The following is a 16,519-nucleotide window of genomic DNA, read 5'->3' on the forward strand; positions in this document are numbered from 1 at the left end:
TTTCGCCGCCGGCGTGGCCTAAGCATAAGAACACTGGAGCAGTCGAATATGACGGAAACACTGGACGGCAGGCATATCGTGGTGACCGGCGGCACCGGGGCGCTGGGCGGCGCGGTTGTCGCCAAGCTCCTGGAGCAGGGCGCGGTCTGCCATGTGCCCAATGCCCATGCCGCCGCACCTTCGAATTTTCCTTTCACCACGCATGACCGCGTCAGGCTGGCGCACAATGTCGACCTGTCGGACGCCACCAAGGTTGAGGCGTTCTACCACCAGCTTCCGGAACTCTGGGGTTCCATCCATCTGGCGGGTGGCTTCACCATGGCGCCGGTGGAGAAGATCGAATCGGCGTCCTTTGCCGAGATGATGGACACCAACGCCCGCACCACTTTCCTGTGCTGTCGCGCGGCGGTGCGCTCGATGCTGGCGTCGAGCACGGCCGGCCGCATCGTCAATGTCACGGCGCGCCCCGGGCTCGAGCCCAGGCGTGGCTCCGGCATGGTCGCCTATGCCGCCAGCAAGGCGGCGGTCGCAGCAATGACGCTGGCCATGGCCGAGGAATTGAAAGGCAAGGGCATATTGGTCAACGCCGTGGCGCCCTCGACGCTCGACACGCCGGCAAACCGCACCGACATGCCGGAGGCCGATTTCACCAAATGGGTTAGCCTTGAAGCCGCCGCCGAGGCGATCGCCTATCTCGCCTCGCCGGCCAATTTGGCGATGAGCGGCACGCTGGTGCCGCTTTACGGCCGGGCCTGATCCTTCGGCACATCCCCAAAAAAACCCCGCCGGATCGCTCCGGCGGGGTTTTTGGTTTCAGTCGTTGCGAAGGCGCTTAGCTGCCCTGCTTCTTCAGCGCGGCACCCAGGATATCGCCCAGCGAAGCGCCGGAGTCGGTCGAGCCGTACTGGGCGACCGCTTCCTTCTCTTCGGCGATTTCCAGCGCCTTGATCGAGACCTGCAGCTTGCGGGTCTTCTTGTCGAAGGCGATGACGCGGGCGTCGACCTTCTGGCCGACGGTGAAGCGCTCGGGGCGCTGCTCGTCGCGGTCACGGCTAAGGTCAGAGCGCTTGATGAAGGTCTCGATGCCGCTGTCGACCAGCCGCACTTCCAGACCGCCATCCTTGACGCCGATGACTTCGCAGGTGACGACGGCGTTCTTGCGCAGTTCGCCCGAAGTCGCCGCTTCGCCGACCGTATCCTTGGCCAGTTGCTTGATGCCGAGCGAGATGCGCTCCTTCTCGATGTCGACGTCGAGCACCTGCGCCTTGACCATGTCGCCGCGATTGTACTCTTCGATGACCTGCTCGCCCGGACGGGTCCAGTCGAGGTCGGAGAGGTGCACCATGCCGTCCACATCGCCTTCCAGGCCGATGAACAGGCCGAACTCGGTCTTGTTCTTGACCTCGCCCTCGACCTGGCTGCCGACCGGATGGGTGCGCGCGAAGGCTTCCCACGGGTTTTCCAGCGTCTGCTTGAGGCCGAGCGAGATGCGGCGCTTGGCCGGATCGACTTCGAGCACCACCACGTCGACTTCCTGGGTCGTCGACAGGATCTTGCCGGGATGCACGTTCTTCTTCGTCCACGACATTTCCGAAACGTGGATGAGGCCTTCGATGCCCGGCTCCAGCTCGACGAACGCGCCGTAGTCGGTGATGTTGGTGACGGTGCCCTTGATCTTCTTGCCGATCGGGAACTTGGTGCCGATCTCGGACCACGGATCGCTCTCGAGCTGCTTCATGCCGAGCGAGATGCGGTGGGTTTCCTGGTTGATGCGGATGATCTGCACCTTGACCGTCTGGCCGATGTTGAGGATTTCGGTCGGATGATTGACACGGCGCCATGCCATGTCGGTGACATGCAGCAGGCCGTCGATGCCGCCGAGGTCGACGAACGCACCGTAGTCGGTGATGTTCTTGACGACGCCTTCGACAACCTGGCCCTCTTCGAGGTTCTGCACGATTTCCGAACGCTGTTCGGCGCGGCTCTCCTCGAGCACAGTGCGGCGCGACACCACGATGTTGCCGCGGCGGCGATCCATCTTGAGGATCTCGAAGGGCTGCGGGTTGTGCATCAGCGGGGAAACGTCGCGGATCGGGCGGATATCGACCTGGCTGCGCGGCAGGAAGGCCACGGCGCCGTCGAGGTCGACGGTGAAGCCGCCCTTGACCTGGTTGAAGATGACGCCTTCGACGCGCTCACCCTTGGTGAACTTCTCTTCGAGACGGACCCAGCTCTCTTCGCGACGAGCCTTCTCACGCGAAAGCATCGCTTCGCCAAGCGCATTCTCGATGCGCTCGACATAGACTTCGACGGTGTCACCGACCTTGAGGGTGGTGTCCTTGCCCTTGACGCCGAATTCCTTCAGCGGCACGCGGCCTTCGACCTTGAGGCCGACGTCGATGATGGCCATGTCCTTTTCGATCGCGGTGATCGTGCCCTTGACGACCTGGCCTTCGCCGGAATGGCCGGCGGTAAAAGATTCTTCGAGCAGGCTCGCGAAATCATCGCGAGTGGGATTTGCAGCTGACATATTTTCTCCTGGAGTGCCCCGCATCTCAAGCGGGACGGGCGCCGTGGGTTAGCGTTGCGTTGGCCTGCCGGCGTTCCGGGCTACAAAAGCCCTGGGCCGCTTTAAGCGGCAATTCCGGCGCATGAAGAATGCTGGCAGGCTGGTTCGTGCCCGATATGGGTATTTTCTTCGCCGCCGGCAATCGGCAGCGCGAGGAAAAACCTGGATCAGGCCTTGTTTCTCTTGGCCAGCACGTCGTCGATGATCGCCATGGCTGCAAGAAACGCGGCTTCTATAGCCATTTCGCTGGTATCAAGCAAGTGCGCGTCGGCTGCCGGCTTCAGCGGCGAGTCGGCGCGGCCCATGTCGCGCTCGTCGCGGCGCATGATATCGGCGAGGATCTCGTTGAAATTGGCGGTGCCGCCGATGCTTTCGATCTCGGCCAGCCGCCGCTGCGCCCGCACCTCGGCGCTTGCGGTGACATAGAGCTTAATGTCGGCATCGGGGCACACCACGGTGCCGATGTCACGCCCGTCGAGCACCGCACCCGGCGGCGTCTTGGCGAAGTCGCGCTGCTTTTCGACCAGGATGCGCCGCACGGTCGGATACACCGCCACCTTCGAGGCCGCCTCGCCGACCGCATGCGCCGACAGCACGGCGCGGTCGAGCTTGGCAAGGTCGACCTGACGCGCCGCGGTCTCGGCCGCCGAGACATTGTCGAGCGGCAGGGCGTGCTGGATGAGCGCATGCGCGACCGCGCGATAGGTGAGGCCGGTGTCGAGCAGGTTCAGCCGGTAGTGGTCGGCGAGCCGGCGGGCGAGCGTGCCTTTGCCGGCTCCGGCGGGTCCGTCGATGGCTATGGTGAAGGTTGAGGTCATTAGTAGGTCAACGCCCTTGTTCGCTTGGCAGCATGCCCTCGCGCCTTCGTCATCCCAGGGCGCAGCGAACGCAAAGCGGAGCGAAGACCCCAGGATCCATGCCGTGACATCAGCCGAAGATTGCTGCGGACCAGAATTCTGCACCGTAGCGGCGCTTCGATGTAACGGCATGGATCCTGGGGTCTGCGCCGCGTCGCTTCGCTCCTTGCTCCGCCCAGGATGACGAAGGGAGAGATGTCAGGCGCCAATTTCCCAAGGTTGCCATTGCCATCGACCGCTATCCGATTTCCGCGCCCAATCCCTTCATCAGCCCCATGAACTCCGGAAAACTGGTCGCGATCATCGCCTGATCGTCGATCGTGACAGGCTTCTCCGTCGCCAGCCCCATCACCAGAAAGCTCATGGCGATGCGGTGGTCGAGATGGGTCTGCACCGTCGTGCCCTGTCCATTCGGGTGCTGACCCAGGCCCCTGCCGCCCGGCCTGCCGCGCACGGCAAGCGTCGCCTCGCCCTCGGTGCAGTCGACGCCGTTGAGCTTCAGCCCGTTGGCCACCGCCGACAGCCGGTCGGATTCCTTCACCCGCAGTTCCTCCAGCCCCTGCATCAGCGTCTCGCCTTCGGCGAAGCTCGCCGCTACCGCCAGCGCTGGGTACTCGTCGATCATCGATGGTGCCCGCTCGGGCGGCACGATGACGCCCTTCAGTTCGGAGTAACGCACGCGCAAATCGGCGACGTCCTCGCCGCCGGCATTGCGCGGGTTGAGGATGTCGATCCGGCCGCCCATTTCCTGCAAGGTCAGCAGCAGCCCGGTGCGGGTCGGGTTCATCAGCACGTTTTCGATGACGATGTCGGAACCCGGCACGATCAGTGCCGCCACCAGTGGGAAACCGGCAGAAGACGGATCGCCCGGCACCGCGATGGTCTGTCCGGTCAGCTTGCCCTGGCCCTCGATGAAGATGTGGCGCACGCCGCGCTCGTCGGTCTCGACCGTCAGATTGGCGCCGAACCCCTTCAGCATCTTTTCGGTGTGGTCGCGCGTCATCACCGGCTCGATGACGGTGGTGATGCCGGGCGTGTTCAGGCCGGCGAGCAGCACCGCCGACTTCACCTGCGCCGACGCCATCGGCACGCGGTAGGTGATGGGGGCGGCATGCTTTGGACCACGCAGCGTGATCGGCATGCGGTCGCCGGGCGTCGCCTTCAGTACCTGCACGCCCATCTGGCGCAACGGTTCGAGCACGCGGCCCATCGGCCGGCCGGACAGCGAAGCGTCGCCGATGAAGGTCGTTTCCATATCGTAGGTGCCGACCAGACCCATGGTGAGGCGCGAGCCGGTGCCGGCATTGCCGAAATCGAGCGGGCCTTCCGGCTGCAACAGCGCGCCATTGCCGGTGCCGCGGATGACCCATTCGTCGCCATGCTTCTCGATATGCGCGCCCATCGCCTTCATGGCCGCACCCGTGCGCATCACGTCCTCGCCCTCCAGCAAACCGGTGATGCGGGTCTCGCCGGAGGCCAGGCCGCCGAACATGAAGGAGCGATGCGAGATCGACTTGTCGCCGGGCACGCGCGCGGCGCCGGAAAGAGCTGGTGATTTGCGGGCCGTGGCCGGTTTCGGGGCGGCAGCGTGAGACATGGTTTTCCCTGGATGGAATGCCGGCGGACCGGCCATTTTCTTTTGTTGCGGCGGTCTCGTATCACGGCGGACGGAAATGGTCATCCCCTTGTGCCGGGCCCTCGACGGCCGGCTTTTGTAACGCCGGCTTTTGGCTTTGACAGCGCCGTAAACAGTGGTTAAGGGGACCAACCTTTTATCTACGAGGCTTGCCGTGGCAAAACCCGAACTTGGCACCAAACGCATAGACCCGGAAACGGGCCGCAAATTCTATGACCTGAACAAGGACCCGATCGTCTCGCCCTATACTGGCAAGAGCTATCCGCGTTCCTATTTCGACGAAGGCAAGATCACCGCGATCGAGGAGGACGAGGAAGTCGCGGAGAAGGAAGTCGACGCCGAGGAGGAAGAGGGCGCCGAGGTCGTCTCGCTCGAAGAGGCTGACGACGAGGCGAAGGGCGGCGACGATCTTCCCGATCTGGGCGACGACGAAGACGATGTGGACCTTGGCGACGACGAGGACGACACGTTCCTCGCCGACGAAGAGGAAGAAGACGACGATGTTGCCGACATGATCGGTGTTGGCGACGACGACGACGAAGTCTGATCGGCCGCGGGCGCAAGCGCCCGCAGGCTTTCTTGGGTTGTGACGAAAAAGCGGCTCTGGAAGGCTTGATATTGACGGAAGGCGGGGTTAGAAGCCGCCTGCACTAACGGCGCGGTCTTCACAACCCGCGTCGATCTCTTCGCCGGAAACGGCGCCGGCTGACTGCCGGGAGTGGGGCCATAGCTCAGTTGGGAGAGCGCTTGAATGGCATTCAAGAGGTCGTCGGTTCGATTCCGATTGGCTCCACCAAACAGTCCTTTTCTAACCACAGTTTTCCGGACTCTGGAAAATAGTTTCGTCTTTTCCGAGGCTTAGCTCCGTGTTTCTGGAAACGCCTGGACGAGAGACTTAAGATTCGGCGGCCTTTCCGCTTTCGCGGGCGCTTAGTCTCAGGAGACCTGATAGCCGTTCCAGCCGTTTTCAGAGTTGATGCTTGCGATATCACTCGGACGAGGAGCAATCTGGGCATGGGCCGCCATGATGGGGCGAGGATGCGGCTCTCGCTTGGGTGTTGTCGGCGGAGCATCCCAAATGTGCTCATGCGGGGTCGGCGGGATTTGAAGTTCGTCGCGCTCCGATACACTGCTCTTCTCGGGGTTGGGCGTTGCCATCGTCTTTCTCCATCAGTTTTGCAGTTGCCGGCCAATCCGGCGCCTGTACTGACTTGAGCCCGCTATCGGGCTGGAGTGGACCTTGGTCGAGGCAGAGGCGAACGACCTCCATGCCGCTAAGCAAGCAATGCTTGCCTGCGGAACGAAGTCCAGCCGAATGTGCCTTCGCGGTTAGCTATTTCGAAAAAGCCAGGTAAGAAGCAGTCCCAGCTCCAATCCATCCGTAGCCGCAGGTGTTCGCGTTGCGAAGTTCCGGAATGCGCCAATCTCGGCCGTATAGATCCGCTTTGCCGTGTCCTGAAAGCTGACGTCGCAGGCGACCGCGCTGGAGGTCGTGGTGGCGCCATTTGCCGACCTTAATTGCGCTTCTCCAAACCTGCCGTTCGCGCTACAGCCTGATACGACCCTAAGCGGAAGCTCGTTCGCCCCCGGCCGAATTCACGCCCATGACCCGAAGCTGCCTTCCATCAATGCGGATTTTTTCAGAATCTCCCGTTCGGGTTGGCCGAGGCCTCACGCAGGATTTGAAGTGTCGCGGCCAAACGGGCGCCATTCAGACATTCCGGTACCATCATTGTTCGCGGGGCCCGGTATCCTACAGCGTCTGCGAACTCTGCCACAGCCAGATTGCGAGCGAGCCTGAACGCCCGCGGACCTGTGCTTCCACAGGTCCTCTTAGAGCACCAGATTTGAACAACTCGCAGTCGCGGCCGGCGACTTGCAGCATTTTGTCGCTCACCGCGACTTCGGCATTTTGGTCGGCCGCGATCTCCATCAGGCGACTGGCGACGTTAACCGTATCACCCGTAATCGCGATGTGCTGACGGCCTTTGCCACCGAGTCTCGACGCAACGATTGTTCCGTAATGCGCTCCGATCTTGAAGCCGAGCCTAGATGCAGTTGATGCGGGCAACGAGACGAGCCAGTTGTTGGTACGGCTGGCGAGCGCTGCGCAGCAGCGGGCAGCATTGAAAGCATCATCTGTCGCTGCTTCCGGTAGACCGAACAGGATCATGGCTCCGTCACCCATGAAATTCGTGACAACGCCACCGCAGCTTGTCACCTCTTCGTCCACCAACGCATGGAACGTGTTCAAAAGTTCGCGTGTGGCGTTCGGCCCCAATGTTTCGCTCAGTCCGGTGAAACCGGACAGGTCAATGAATATGATGGCGGCGTCCCTCCGGACAGGTTCCAGGAGAAAGTCGCCATGCTTCGCGAGCCACCCCGCAAAGCCCGGGGCCTGAACTCGTTGAAGCAATTCGCTCTGCGTGGCGAAATACTGGGCCTGGTTCCTGCCCAACCAAAGCTGCGCGGCCCCGAACAAAATAGCTGGCGGAACGGCGGCGGCCATCGGCAACGCCGCGCTCAGCCAGATATGGTGTGAGAATGCGGTCATATTGACCACGAACCAGAGCACAACCACGCCGACGATCGCTGCAAGGCCGATGGCGTTGCGACGCCATGCCAACAGCCCCACAAGAACCACTGGCAGCACCACTGCAAAGCCGGCATCTGCAAGGCGAACGTACTGATCTCGCACTAAGCCGTCGCCGGTCATCAGATGGGCAATGGCCGTCGACATGACCTCGACGCCTGGGAGCACGGGATCAAACGGTGTCGGGAAAACATCGCCGGCGCCGGTTGCAGTTGCTCCGATCACAACAATTCGATCCCGAATAATGCCGCCATCGACTTGGCCCCCCAGCACCGTCGTGGCGCTGATCGTGCGGATCGTGCCGCGGGGGCCATAGAATGTCAGAGGGAGTATGTGACCAATGTCCGTCCGAATCCGCTGTCCGCCCAGAGATAGATAGTCGGGCGCAATTCCCGGATCCTCTCCCACCGCCATGGCGGCAACGCGCAGGGAGAAAGACGCTTCCGTCCGATCTCCGGCCCGAAACAGCAACGGGACGAACCGAGGCGTTCCCGTCCAGTCGGTAACCACGTTCACGACGCCGACAGCGGCGATATCCGAGAACGCTTTCAGGGGCCACAGAAACCGCTTGGCATTCGGCACTCGGGCGAGAGGGCCATCGCCCTCGGCTGCAATCGATTGTTTACCTCCCGAGTAGACCGCTGCAGCAGCGATTACGCTTGAAGTCCCACGCAGCGAACGCGCGAGCGCCTCATCATCACCTTTTTTCCCGGGATCGACCAGCAGCAGGTCGACCGCAATGGCTTTCGGTCCAAAGCGAGCTATCGTATCGACAATCCGGGCAAGCGTGGCGCGGCTGAGGGGATAGCGGCCCTCGTTTCGGACCGCTTCGTCGTCTATTGCGACAATGGTAATCAGCTCCGGCGGCTTTGCCGTTCCCCGAACAAGCGTTCGAAGATCCGTCATCGTTGCTTCGACACGATCGAGGGACCACATGTTGCCGCGCCAGTGCGCAAAGCCAAGGCCGGCCCCCCAAAGACCCGCCAGAACGAGCGCGATCAGCGTCTGAAGCGCTCGCCCGCTCATTTAGCTTACTGACCGAAACGGGCCATCAAAGCCGAAACACGTGCGGCGGGCCAGCGCTTGACCGTCAGTGTGCCTGTTCCGGCTTCCACATCGACGCCTTCGCCCGGCCCGAGGACTACGCCAGCATTGGACGCCGGCCTTTGCACGGCGACGCGACCCTTGACGACGAAAACAGACGTCTTGCCTCGGGCAACGTCGACTGCCCATTTTGTACCTCGCACCGCGGCGATCGCCTGCGGTGTGACGACAGCGAAGCCACCCCGGACCCTACCGGCTGGAGCATCGAGCAACAGCGCCTTGCGCCGTAATCTGACCGCATCGGCACTACCATTTCGATCACGGTCCACCAGCGCAAAACGAGCGCCATCTTCCGCAATGATGGTAAGGCCTTCCCGGCATCTCAGAATTTGTCGGGACGTACCTGCTACCAGTTCGAACGTACAGCCGGCGTTATTCGACTGCGCTGAAGCGGTATCCACCCAGAAGACACAGGCAAGCATGCATGCCACCAGGCTCCGGAGATATCGGCCACTTGCGCTCATGAACGCCTCCTTGCTTTTGCGAAAATCTGCGGCAAGAAAATCTTTGCATTGTCTTCTGCGGTCAGCAGCTTGGCAGTATACTCATGCGTCATGCGTCATGCGTACGAATCGGCACTTGCAGCCGCGTTGCCCTAAAGGTAGCACGATGCCGACCAGCGATCTTAACATGATAGCTTGCTCCAACACCAAATAAGGCGACATCAAGCCGTTTGAAGCGGCCGCGATGCGAATGTCGCGAACGTCACGCGGCGACGCTGCCGAGCGGCAACTTTCCACCCCGGCCGGACCTTCCCGATCCTCATCAGACAATCTGAAATCTGAACGCGCCAACCGACCACGAGCGCCAAAAACGGACATCCACCGCCAGTTCTCGAATGACCGCAGTTGGACCGACAGCGGAATGGCGGCTTTTGGTGTCCGAAGAACGACAGCGGACGTTCAGCCCGGTGAGACCAGGGTCTGAACCTGACCCGATGCAGGCCGCAGTAGACTCGAAGTGGCACTCGCAACCGCGGAAGCGGTCTCCCTGACAGCCAGGCGCTGGCGTGACGTTTGGCGCGAGTAAGTTTTGCGCTCGCAGCCAACACAAATTGGGCGTATCGTGGCATATCGTCGGTTGCTAATAAATGAGCCGTCGACTGAGAGCGCAAGACTCCCGCAGCGGACTGGGCGCGCTAGAATCCACAACTACTCGTCGCGCCCACGAGACCATCTGCCTCTGCCGAAACCTCTTTTGCTCGGTTCCGGCCAGAATTGTCGTTTGCGATTCGGGAGAGCAGCGTTCGGATGCAGATCATGCAAACCCGCCGCCGATTCCTGGCCGGCGCTGCGGCAGCCAGCGCCGCGGGCCTTATCGGCACCTCGACACCCGCCTGGGCCGAGCCGCCGCCGGAGACCACCTCCGTCCGCCTCCCGCGGTACATCGGCGGCGCCTATTGCTGGGCGGGCCTGTACCTCGCCGGAGAGATGCTGCGCGCCGAGGGGTTCACCGATGTCCGCTATGTGCAAGGTGACAAGAAGGTTGATCATTCGGCGTGGATCGCAAACGGCGAGACGGATTTCAGTGTGAATTATGTGCCGATTCATCTGGCGTCGATCGATGCAGGCGTGCCGATCAGGGTACTGACCGGACTGCACTCCGGATGCCTCGAACTGATCGCCAACGACAGTGTCAAACGTATCTCGGACTTGCGGGGAAAGCGTGTTGGGGTCTTTACACTCGATTCGCCGCAATACGTGTTGGTTTCTCTGATGGCCGCCTATGTCGGGCTCGATCCGGTCAACGACATCGAATGGGTCATCGAAGAACACAATTTTGCTGAAGGCTTCGTCGAAGGAAAGTACGATGCAGTACTCGGCCAACCGCCCCGCACGCAGGAACTTCGCTCCAGGAAAGTAGGCCATACGATCCTCAACTCGACCACCGACCCGCCCTGGTCGCAGCATTTCTGCTGCATGATTTCCGCGACTGCGGATTATGTCGACAGACATCCGGTGGCGACGAAGCGCGTGCTCAGGGCCATTCTCAAGGGCGCCGACCTCTGCGCGTCGGATCCGCCGTTTGTAGCGCAGCAGATGGTCGATCGAGGGTTTGTGCCCAGCTACGACTACGCGCTGCAAACTCTGCACGACATCCGGTACGACAGGTGGCGGGATTACGATGCCGAAGCCTCGATGCGCTTCTATGCGCTGCGCATGCACGAAACGGGCATGGTCAAGTCGAGTCCGCAAGAGATAATCGCCACTGGAACGGATTGGCGTTTTCTCGATCAACTGAAACGGGAGTTGAAGACGTAGGCAATCGGCAACACGCCCTGCGCCCTATCGAGGGAAGGAGAGGTTTATGCAGGTCATCCAGGATACGATCCGCTTCTACGCCCTTCGTATGCAGGAGACGGGCATCGTCAAGCCGGGCCCGCAAACGATCATCACCGAAGGCACCTACTGGCGCTTTCTCGACGAGCTCAAGCGCGAGTTGAAGACGTAGACCTATCGCCGACACGCTGTGCCCTTTTTCAAGGGAGGAGAGACTCGTGCAGATTGTCCAGAACCGTCGCCGTTTCCTCACAGGCCTGTCTGCGCTCACAGCCGCGGGTCTTGCAAAGGGCCGCAACGCGGCCGCCGCCGAAGCGGCACCTGAAACCACGATCGCCCGCTTTGCGGCGGCGCCTGGTATCTGCATCGCCCCGCAGTACGTCGCCGAGGATCTGATCCGCGCAGAGGGGTTCTCAGATTTCGGCTTCGTGGCCGCCGAGGCCGGTATCGCCCAGACCGAGATGCTGGCGCGCGGCGACATCGACTTCGGCATTGACTTTGCCACGGCCCTAATCATTCCGGTCGACACTGGCGCCCCGATCAAGGTGATCTCCGGAGTGCATGTCGGCTGCTACGAGTTGTTCGGACGCGAGGAAATCAAGAGCATCGCGGATCTCAAGGGCCGCAAAGTCGGCGTCGGCGGCAATCTATCGTCGGATCCGCATATCTTCGTCAGTGCCATGGCGACCTATGTCGGCCTCGATCCGCAACGCGACATTGAATGGATCGTCGGCGAGGCAAAGCCGGCGGAGCTTTTCGCCGAGGGCAAGGTCGACGCCTTCCTGGCTTTTCCGCCTGAGGCTCAAGATCTCCGCGCCCGCAAAGTCGGCCACGTCATCCTCGACAGTTCCAAGGACCGGCCGTGGTCGCAATATTACTGCTGCATGCTGGCGGTCAACGCCGCCTATGCTGAGAAAAATCCAGCTGCCACCAAGCGCGTCATCCGCGCCATCATCAAATCGGCCGACATCTGCGCGGCCGAACCGGAACGGGTGGCACGCCTCCTGGTAGATGGCGGACGCACCGAACACTACGACTACGCCGTGCAGGCGCTCCGCGAGCTCCCATACTCCAATTGGCGCGACTTCGATCCCGAGGACACGATCAGGTTCTTCTCGTTGCGGTTGCATGAAGCCGGGATTGTCAAGTCGAACCCAAACGAGATCATCGCGAACGGCACCGATTGGCAGTTCTTCAACGAGGTCAAGCGTGAGTTGAAAATCTGAGCCTGCTTTGTCCTAGGGAGGAAGCGTGACATGCGGATCATTCAGAATCGACGCCGTTTCATGCTGGGCCTATCGGCGGTCGGCGCCGCAGGCCTCGTCAGCGTGCCAACATCGGCTCATGCCGAGCCGGCACCAGAGACCACGACAGTGCGTTTGCCAAGGACGTTTCGCGCCCTTTGCGAAGCACCCAAGAATATCGCCGGGGAGCTATTGCGCGCCGAAGGGTTCACCGATGTACGCTACGTAGACTTGGCCGCCGACTCCGACCCGTCCGCGATGCTCGCAAGCGGCGAACTGGATTTCACCACCGACTTTCCGCCAGCGCACATCATGGCGATCGAAGCCGGCATGCCGATAAAGGTGGTCACCGGCCTGCACTCCGGCTGCCTCGAACTGATCGTCAAGGAAAGCATCAACAGCATTTCCGACCTCAAGGGCAAGAGGGTGGGCGTGTTCGCGCTGACGTCAGCTCCGCACGTGCTCGTGACCCTCATGGCCGCCTATGTTGGTCTCGATCCCGCCACCGATCTCGAGTGGGTCGCGAACCCTGACGTCAGCTCGATGCAACTCTTTAACGAAGGAAAGGTCGATGCCTTTCTGGCGGTGCCACCCGAGCCGCAGGAGCAGCGCGTCCGGAACTTCGGCCACACGATCCTCAATACGACCGCCGACCGGCCATGGTCGCAACACTACTGCTGCATGCTTGCCGGCAGCGCGGACTATGTCGACAGACACCCGGTGGCGACCAAACGCGTGCTGCGAGCCATTCTCAAGGCCGCAGACATCTGCGCGTCGGATCCGCAACTGGCTGCGCAACTATCGGTCGATGGCAAGTTCACCGATCGATACGACTATGCGTTGGAAGGCTTGCGCGAAGCGCGCTACGACGTGTGGCGGGAGTTCGACCCCGAAGACACAATGCGCTTCTACGCACTGCGGATGAACGAAGTCGGCTTCATCAAGGCCGGCCCTAACAAGATCATCGCCAACGGCACGGATTGGCGTTTCCTCAACGAGATCAAGCGCGAGATGAAAACGTGAGCGAGTGGCCGGCGCGCATCTTGCTGCTGGCGCTGATGGCCGGGCCGGCATACGCGCACGACGCGCCGCGCGACGAGCGCCTGCCGACGATCGGACAGGCGCCGGACTTTACCCTAGTATCGCAGGATGGCGGCCCTGTGTCGCTGCACGACTTTCGCGGCAAGGTGGTCGCCGTCTCATTCATCTATACGTACTGTACCGACGTCTGCCCCATGCTGACCGCTCATATGGCCAGCGTGCAGGAGAAGCTGGGCTCGACGTTCGGATCGAAGATCGTCTTCGTTTCGATCACCGTCGACCCGGAGCGCGATACGCCCGATGCTTTGAAGGAATATGCGCAGAATTTTGGCGCCGACCTGAAGGGCTGGTCGTTTCTTACCGGTGATCCGGCGGTCGTCCATGAGGTGGGACGGAAATACGGGGTGATCGCGAAAAAGGCGGCGAACGGAGATGTCGACCATACCTTGTTGACGTCGCTCGTGGACCCCGGTGGCATCTTGCGAGTACAGTATCTTGGTGTCCGGTTCGACCTGGAGGAGTTCCGGGATGACCTTCTCAGCCTCTTGGACGAATCCAAATAGCATAACGAACCGGCTCGTTGGCTGGGTTGCCCGGTTGCCGGCACGCGTCCAGACCAAGCTCTTGATCGCATTCCTGTCGATCGTCGGCCTGCTGATCGTGCTCGGGGCCGTCGGGTTGCAGGTGCTGAGTGGGGTGAACGATCAGACCAACGAGCTGATCAAGCTGCAGCGCAGGATCGCGGCCTACCGCCAGGTACAGCACGATACGACCACCCAGCTCTACGGCATCTCCACCGCCCTGTTGCTTCAGGACGACCGGATGCTGGATGCAGCGATGCGCCAGCTCAATCAGTTCGGCTACGACCTCGACCGCATGGAGTTCGTCGCCAAAGCCGAGGTCGAAGTGCTTGGCCAGGTCAGGCAAGAGTATGAACGGCTGACAGCCGGGGTGACGCACGTGGCAGAGCTCGTCCGCGCCGGCCGCACTGAGGAGGCGCGCAAGGTTCAGCTTGATGAAATCATACCGTCGGCTGATAGCCTCGAGCGGCTGACAAACCAGCTGGTCAACATGGCCGAAGCCGACATGGTGGCGGCCATCGAAACGACCGAGGGTGCGTACGGCACGTCCAGACTGATCGTGGTCTCGTTTGCGGTGGGCAGTATCCTGCTGGCGTTGGGGCTCGGCTACATCATCTCCTGGTCGTTGATCGAACCGGTCAAGAAGATCGAGACGCGTCTCAGCCAGATAGCGGCCGGCGACTTTGCCCAACAGGTTGCCGTCGCCAATCGCGACGAACTTGGAGTGCTCGCCGCTAACGTCAACCAGACGTCCGACCAGCTGGGGCGCCTGTATCAGGAGATTGAGACGCGTACCCAGCAGCTCGACGAAGCCCTTCAGCAGCAGACAGCCACCGCAGACGTTCTGAAGGTCATCAGCCGCTCTACCTTCGATCTGCAGGTCGTGCTCGATACGTTGGTGGAATCGGCTGTCAGGCTCTGCCGTGCCGACAAGGGTGGTATCGTGCAGTTGTTGGATGGCGTATTCCGATATGTGTCGACGCATGGCTACCCGCCCAGTTTCCGTGCTTATGTCGACGCCAATCCACTTCCAGCGCTTGCCGCAGGCCGAGGCTCCGCCGTAGGGCGCGTCATCGAAGAACGGCGGATCGTGCAAATCGAAGACGTGACCGCTGATCCGGACTACCGCGTTGCCTTGATCGCTGAGGCAGGCGGATTCCGCACCGTCCTCGCTGCCCCGCTGTTGCGGGAAGGTGATCTCGTAGGCGTATTCGTCATGACGAGGGTTGAGCCGCAACCTTTCAATCCCAAGGAGATCGCGCTCGTCGAGACATTCGCCGACCAGGCGGTGATCGCCATCGAGAATGCGCGGCTCTTCGAGGCGGTGCAGTCACGGACGCGCGAGCTTGCCGCGTCTGTTGGTGAGCTCGAGGCGCTTGGTGAGGTGATGAAGGCGGTCAATTCGACGCTGGATCTCGACACGGTGCTGAAAACCATCGTCGCCAAAGCGGTCCAGTTGTCGGCGACGGATGCTGGCACCATCTACGTGTTCAGCAGCACGCGGCAGCAATTCCGTCCGCGCGCGAACTTCGGTATGAGCGATGAGCTTATCGCCGCAGTCTCACACCAGACGATCGGGCTGGCCGACATGGGGATCGGCGACGCACCCGGGCGCTGGATGCCGGTGCAGTTTCCCGACCTCAGCGAGGAGGCCTCATCCGTCCTTGTAAGAAAGACGATCGTCGAAGCCGGATATCGCGGTGTTCTGATCGTTCCGCTGCTTAGGCCCAACAAGATCGTCGGTGCACTGGTCGTCAGGCGCTACAAGCCAGGTGCCTTCCATGAGCAAGTTGTCCACCTGCTGGAGACCTTCGCAGCCCAATCGGTGCTCGCGATCCAGAATGCCAAGCTGTTCCGCGAGATCGAGGAGAAAGGGCAGGAACTGGAGGCAGCTAGCCGCCACAAGTCGCAGTTCCTCGCAAATATGAGCCACGAGCTCAGGACACCGCTCAATTCGGTCTTGGGCTTCACAGAACTGCTGGTCGACGGCATCTACGGCGAACTCCCGGACAAGGCAAAGACGACCGTCGCACGCGTGCAGGCAAACGGCCGTCACCTCCTCGGGCTCATCAACGACGTACTCGATCTTTCCAAGATCGAAGCCGGTCAGCTCACGCTGGCGATCGAGGACTACTCCGTCGCGCAAATTGTTCGATCGACCGTTACGGCTGTCGAGCCGCTGGCACGGGCGAAGGGTCTTGAGCTTTCAACGACTGTTGCCAAGAACCTTCCAATCGGCCGCGGGGACGAACGCCGTTTGACGCAGGTCCTGCTCAATCTTGCAGGCAATGCCGTCAAGTTCACCGAAACGGGTGCGGTCGACATTCTTGCCGATGCGGTCGACGGGCACTTCGAGATGACCGTCCGAGACACCGGTCCCGGCATCGCCTCCAAGGACCAGGCTCTCATCTTCGAAGAATTCCAGCAGGTCGACAACAGCAGCACCAGGCAGAAGGGCGGTACGGGTCTTGGCCTGGCGATCTCGAAGCGCATCGCCGAAATGCATGGCGGAACCATAGACGTCGAGTCCGTGATCGGGTCAGGGTCGACGTTCCGTCTAAAGGTGCCAATCCGGGTGAATGAGGACGTGAGGGCCGCATGAGCAAACGAATCCT

The 16,519-nt window shown here is 61.6% G+C and carries 14 protein-coding genes and 1 tRNA gene; 9 read left to right on the forward strand and 6 right to left on the reverse strand.

Annotation, left to right across the window (positions count from 1 at the left end; translation table 11 throughout):
- Positions 1-48: 48 nt before the first annotated feature.
- Complete coding sequence (locus D3227_RS01560; RefSeq protein WP_120011923.1) at positions 49-756, forward strand: SDR family NAD(P)-dependent oxidoreductase; 708 nt, start codon at positions 49-51, stop codon at positions 754-756.
- Between the two features lie 76 nt (positions 757-832).
- Here the strand turns inward: D3227_RS01560 and rpsA are convergent, their stop codons facing one another.
- The 3 genes from rpsA to aroA all read right to left on the reverse strand — a co-directional run bounded on the left by rpsA (position 833) and on the right by aroA (position 5,023).
- Positions 833-2,530, reverse strand: a complete 1,698-nt coding sequence (rpsA, locus tag D3227_RS01565) for a 30S ribosomal protein S1 (protein WP_006204006.1) — start codon at positions 2,528-2,530, stop codon at positions 833-835.
- 206 nt (positions 2,531-2,736) lie between these two features.
- Positions 2,737-3,387, reverse strand: coding sequence for a (d)CMP kinase (cmk, locus tag D3227_RS01570; RefSeq protein WP_120011924.1), 651 nt, complete (start codon positions 3,385-3,387; stop codon positions 2,737-2,739).
- 277 nt (positions 3,388-3,664) lie between these two features.
- Positions 3,665-5,023, reverse strand: a complete 1,359-nt coding sequence (gene aroA, locus D3227_RS01575; protein WP_120011925.1) for a 3-phosphoshikimate 1-carboxyvinyltransferase — start codon at positions 5,021-5,023, stop codon at positions 3,665-3,667.
- 193 nt (positions 5,024-5,216) lie between these two features.
- On the opposite strand from aroA, the gene D3227_RS01580 reads away from it, so the two are divergent.
- Positions 5,217-5,609, forward strand: a complete 393-nt coding sequence (locus D3227_RS01580) for a TIGR02300 family protein (protein WP_120011926.1) — start codon at positions 5,217-5,219, stop codon at positions 5,607-5,609.
- Between the two features lie 173 nt (positions 5,610-5,782).
- Positions 5,783-5,858: transfer RNA gene (locus D3227_RS01585), tRNA-Ala, on the forward strand.
- A gap of 140 nt (positions 5,859-5,998) precedes the next feature.
- Here D3227_RS01585 and D3227_RS41055 read toward each other — a convergent pair.
- From D3227_RS41055 to D3227_RS01595, 3 genes are all read right to left on the reverse strand, one after another.
- Positions 5,999-6,220: a hypothetical protein gene (locus D3227_RS41055; protein WP_147377568.1), complete on the reverse strand. Its 222-nt coding sequence runs from the start codon at positions 6,218-6,220 to the stop codon at positions 5,999-6,001.
- Positions 6,221-6,815: 595 nt separating this feature from the next.
- Positions 6,816-8,681 (reverse strand): CHASE2 domain-containing protein, encoded by a 1,866-nt coding sequence (locus D3227_RS01590; protein WP_120011927.1) that lies wholly within the window; start codon positions 8,679-8,681, stop codon positions 6,816-6,818.
- A gap of 5 nt (positions 8,682-8,686) precedes the next feature.
- Positions 8,687-9,223, reverse strand: coding sequence for a FecR domain-containing protein (locus D3227_RS01595; RefSeq protein WP_120011928.1), 537 nt, complete (start codon positions 9,221-9,223; stop codon positions 8,687-8,689).
- A gap of 786 nt (positions 9,224-10,009) precedes the next feature.
- Here D3227_RS01595 and D3227_RS01600 point away from each other — a divergent pair.
- The 6 genes from D3227_RS01600 to D3227_RS01620 are packed head-to-tail and all read left to right on the forward strand — an operon-like array spanning position 10,010 to position 16,506.
- Complete coding sequence (locus D3227_RS01600) at positions 10,010-11,020, forward strand: ABC transporter substrate-binding protein (RefSeq protein WP_120011929.1); 1,011 nt, start codon at positions 10,010-10,012, stop codon at positions 11,018-11,020.
- 46 nt (positions 11,021-11,066) lie between these two features.
- Complete coding sequence (locus D3227_RS41445; RefSeq protein WP_167480564.1) at positions 11,067-11,210, forward strand: hypothetical protein; 144 nt, start codon at positions 11,067-11,069, stop codon at positions 11,208-11,210.
- A gap of 46 nt (positions 11,211-11,256) precedes the next feature.
- Positions 11,257-12,264: an ABC transporter substrate-binding protein gene (locus D3227_RS01605; protein WP_167480565.1), complete on the forward strand. Its 1,008-nt coding sequence runs from the start codon at positions 11,257-11,259 to the stop codon at positions 12,262-12,264.
- Positions 12,265-12,294: 30 nt separating this feature from the next.
- Complete coding sequence (locus tag D3227_RS01610) at positions 12,295-13,305, forward strand: ABC transporter substrate-binding protein (protein ID WP_120011931.1); 1,011 nt, start codon at positions 12,295-12,297, stop codon at positions 13,303-13,305.
- Complete coding sequence (locus tag D3227_RS01615; protein ID WP_120011932.1) at positions 13,302-13,886, forward strand: SCO family protein; 585 nt, start codon at positions 13,302-13,304, stop codon at positions 13,884-13,886. Before D3227_RS01610 ends, D3227_RS01615 begins: the two co-directional genes overlap by 4 nt.
- Positions 13,887-13,920: 34 nt before the next feature.
- On the forward strand, positions 13,921-16,506 hold the full coding sequence (locus tag D3227_RS01620; RefSeq protein WP_167480566.1) for a GAF domain-containing protein: 2,586 nt from the start codon (positions 13,921-13,923) through the stop codon (positions 16,504-16,506).
- Positions 16,507-16,519: the final 13 nt, after the last annotated feature.

Source organism: Mesorhizobium waimense, from assembly GCF_003601975.1.
In the GTDB taxonomy this organism is placed as follows: domain Bacteria; phylum Pseudomonadota; class Alphaproteobacteria; order Rhizobiales; family Rhizobiaceae; genus Mesorhizobium; species Mesorhizobium waimense.

Bases quoted from the DNA above. Each gene is read 5' to 3' on its own strand.
- D3227_RS01560 (WP_120011923.1), top strand. From the start codon at position 49: ATGACGGAAACACTGGACGGCAGGCATATCGTGGTGACCGGCGGCACC.
- rpsA (WP_006204006.1), bottom strand. From the start codon at position 2,530: ATGTCAGCTGCAAATCCCACTCGCGATGATTTCGCGAGCCTGCTCGAA.
- cmk (WP_120011924.1), bottom strand. From the start codon at position 3,387: ATGACCTCAACCTTCACCATAGCCATCGACGGACCCGCCGGAGCCGGC.
- aroA (WP_120011925.1), bottom strand. From the start codon at position 5,023: ATGTCTCACGCTGCCGCCCCGAAACCGGCCACGGCCCGCAAATCACCA.
- D3227_RS41055 (WP_147377568.1), bottom strand. From the start codon at position 6,220: ATGGCAACGCCCAACCCCGAGAAGAGCAGTGTATCGGAGCGCGACGAA.
- D3227_RS01590 (WP_120011927.1), bottom strand. From the start codon at position 8,681: ATGAGCGGGCGAGCGCTTCAGACGCTGATCGCGCTCGTTCTGGCGGGT.
- D3227_RS01595 (WP_120011928.1), bottom strand. From the start codon at position 9,223: ATGAGCGCAAGTGGCCGATATCTCCGGAGCCTGGTGGCATGCATGCTT.
- D3227_RS01600 (WP_120011929.1), top strand. From the start codon at position 10,010: ATGCAGATCATGCAAACCCGCCGCCGATTCCTGGCCGGCGCTGCGGCA.
- D3227_RS41445 (WP_167480564.1), top strand. From the start codon at position 11,067: ATGCAGGTCATCCAGGATACGATCCGCTTCTACGCCCTTCGTATGCAG.
- D3227_RS01610 (WP_120011931.1), top strand. From the start codon at position 12,295: ATGCGGATCATTCAGAATCGACGCCGTTTCATGCTGGGCCTATCGGCG.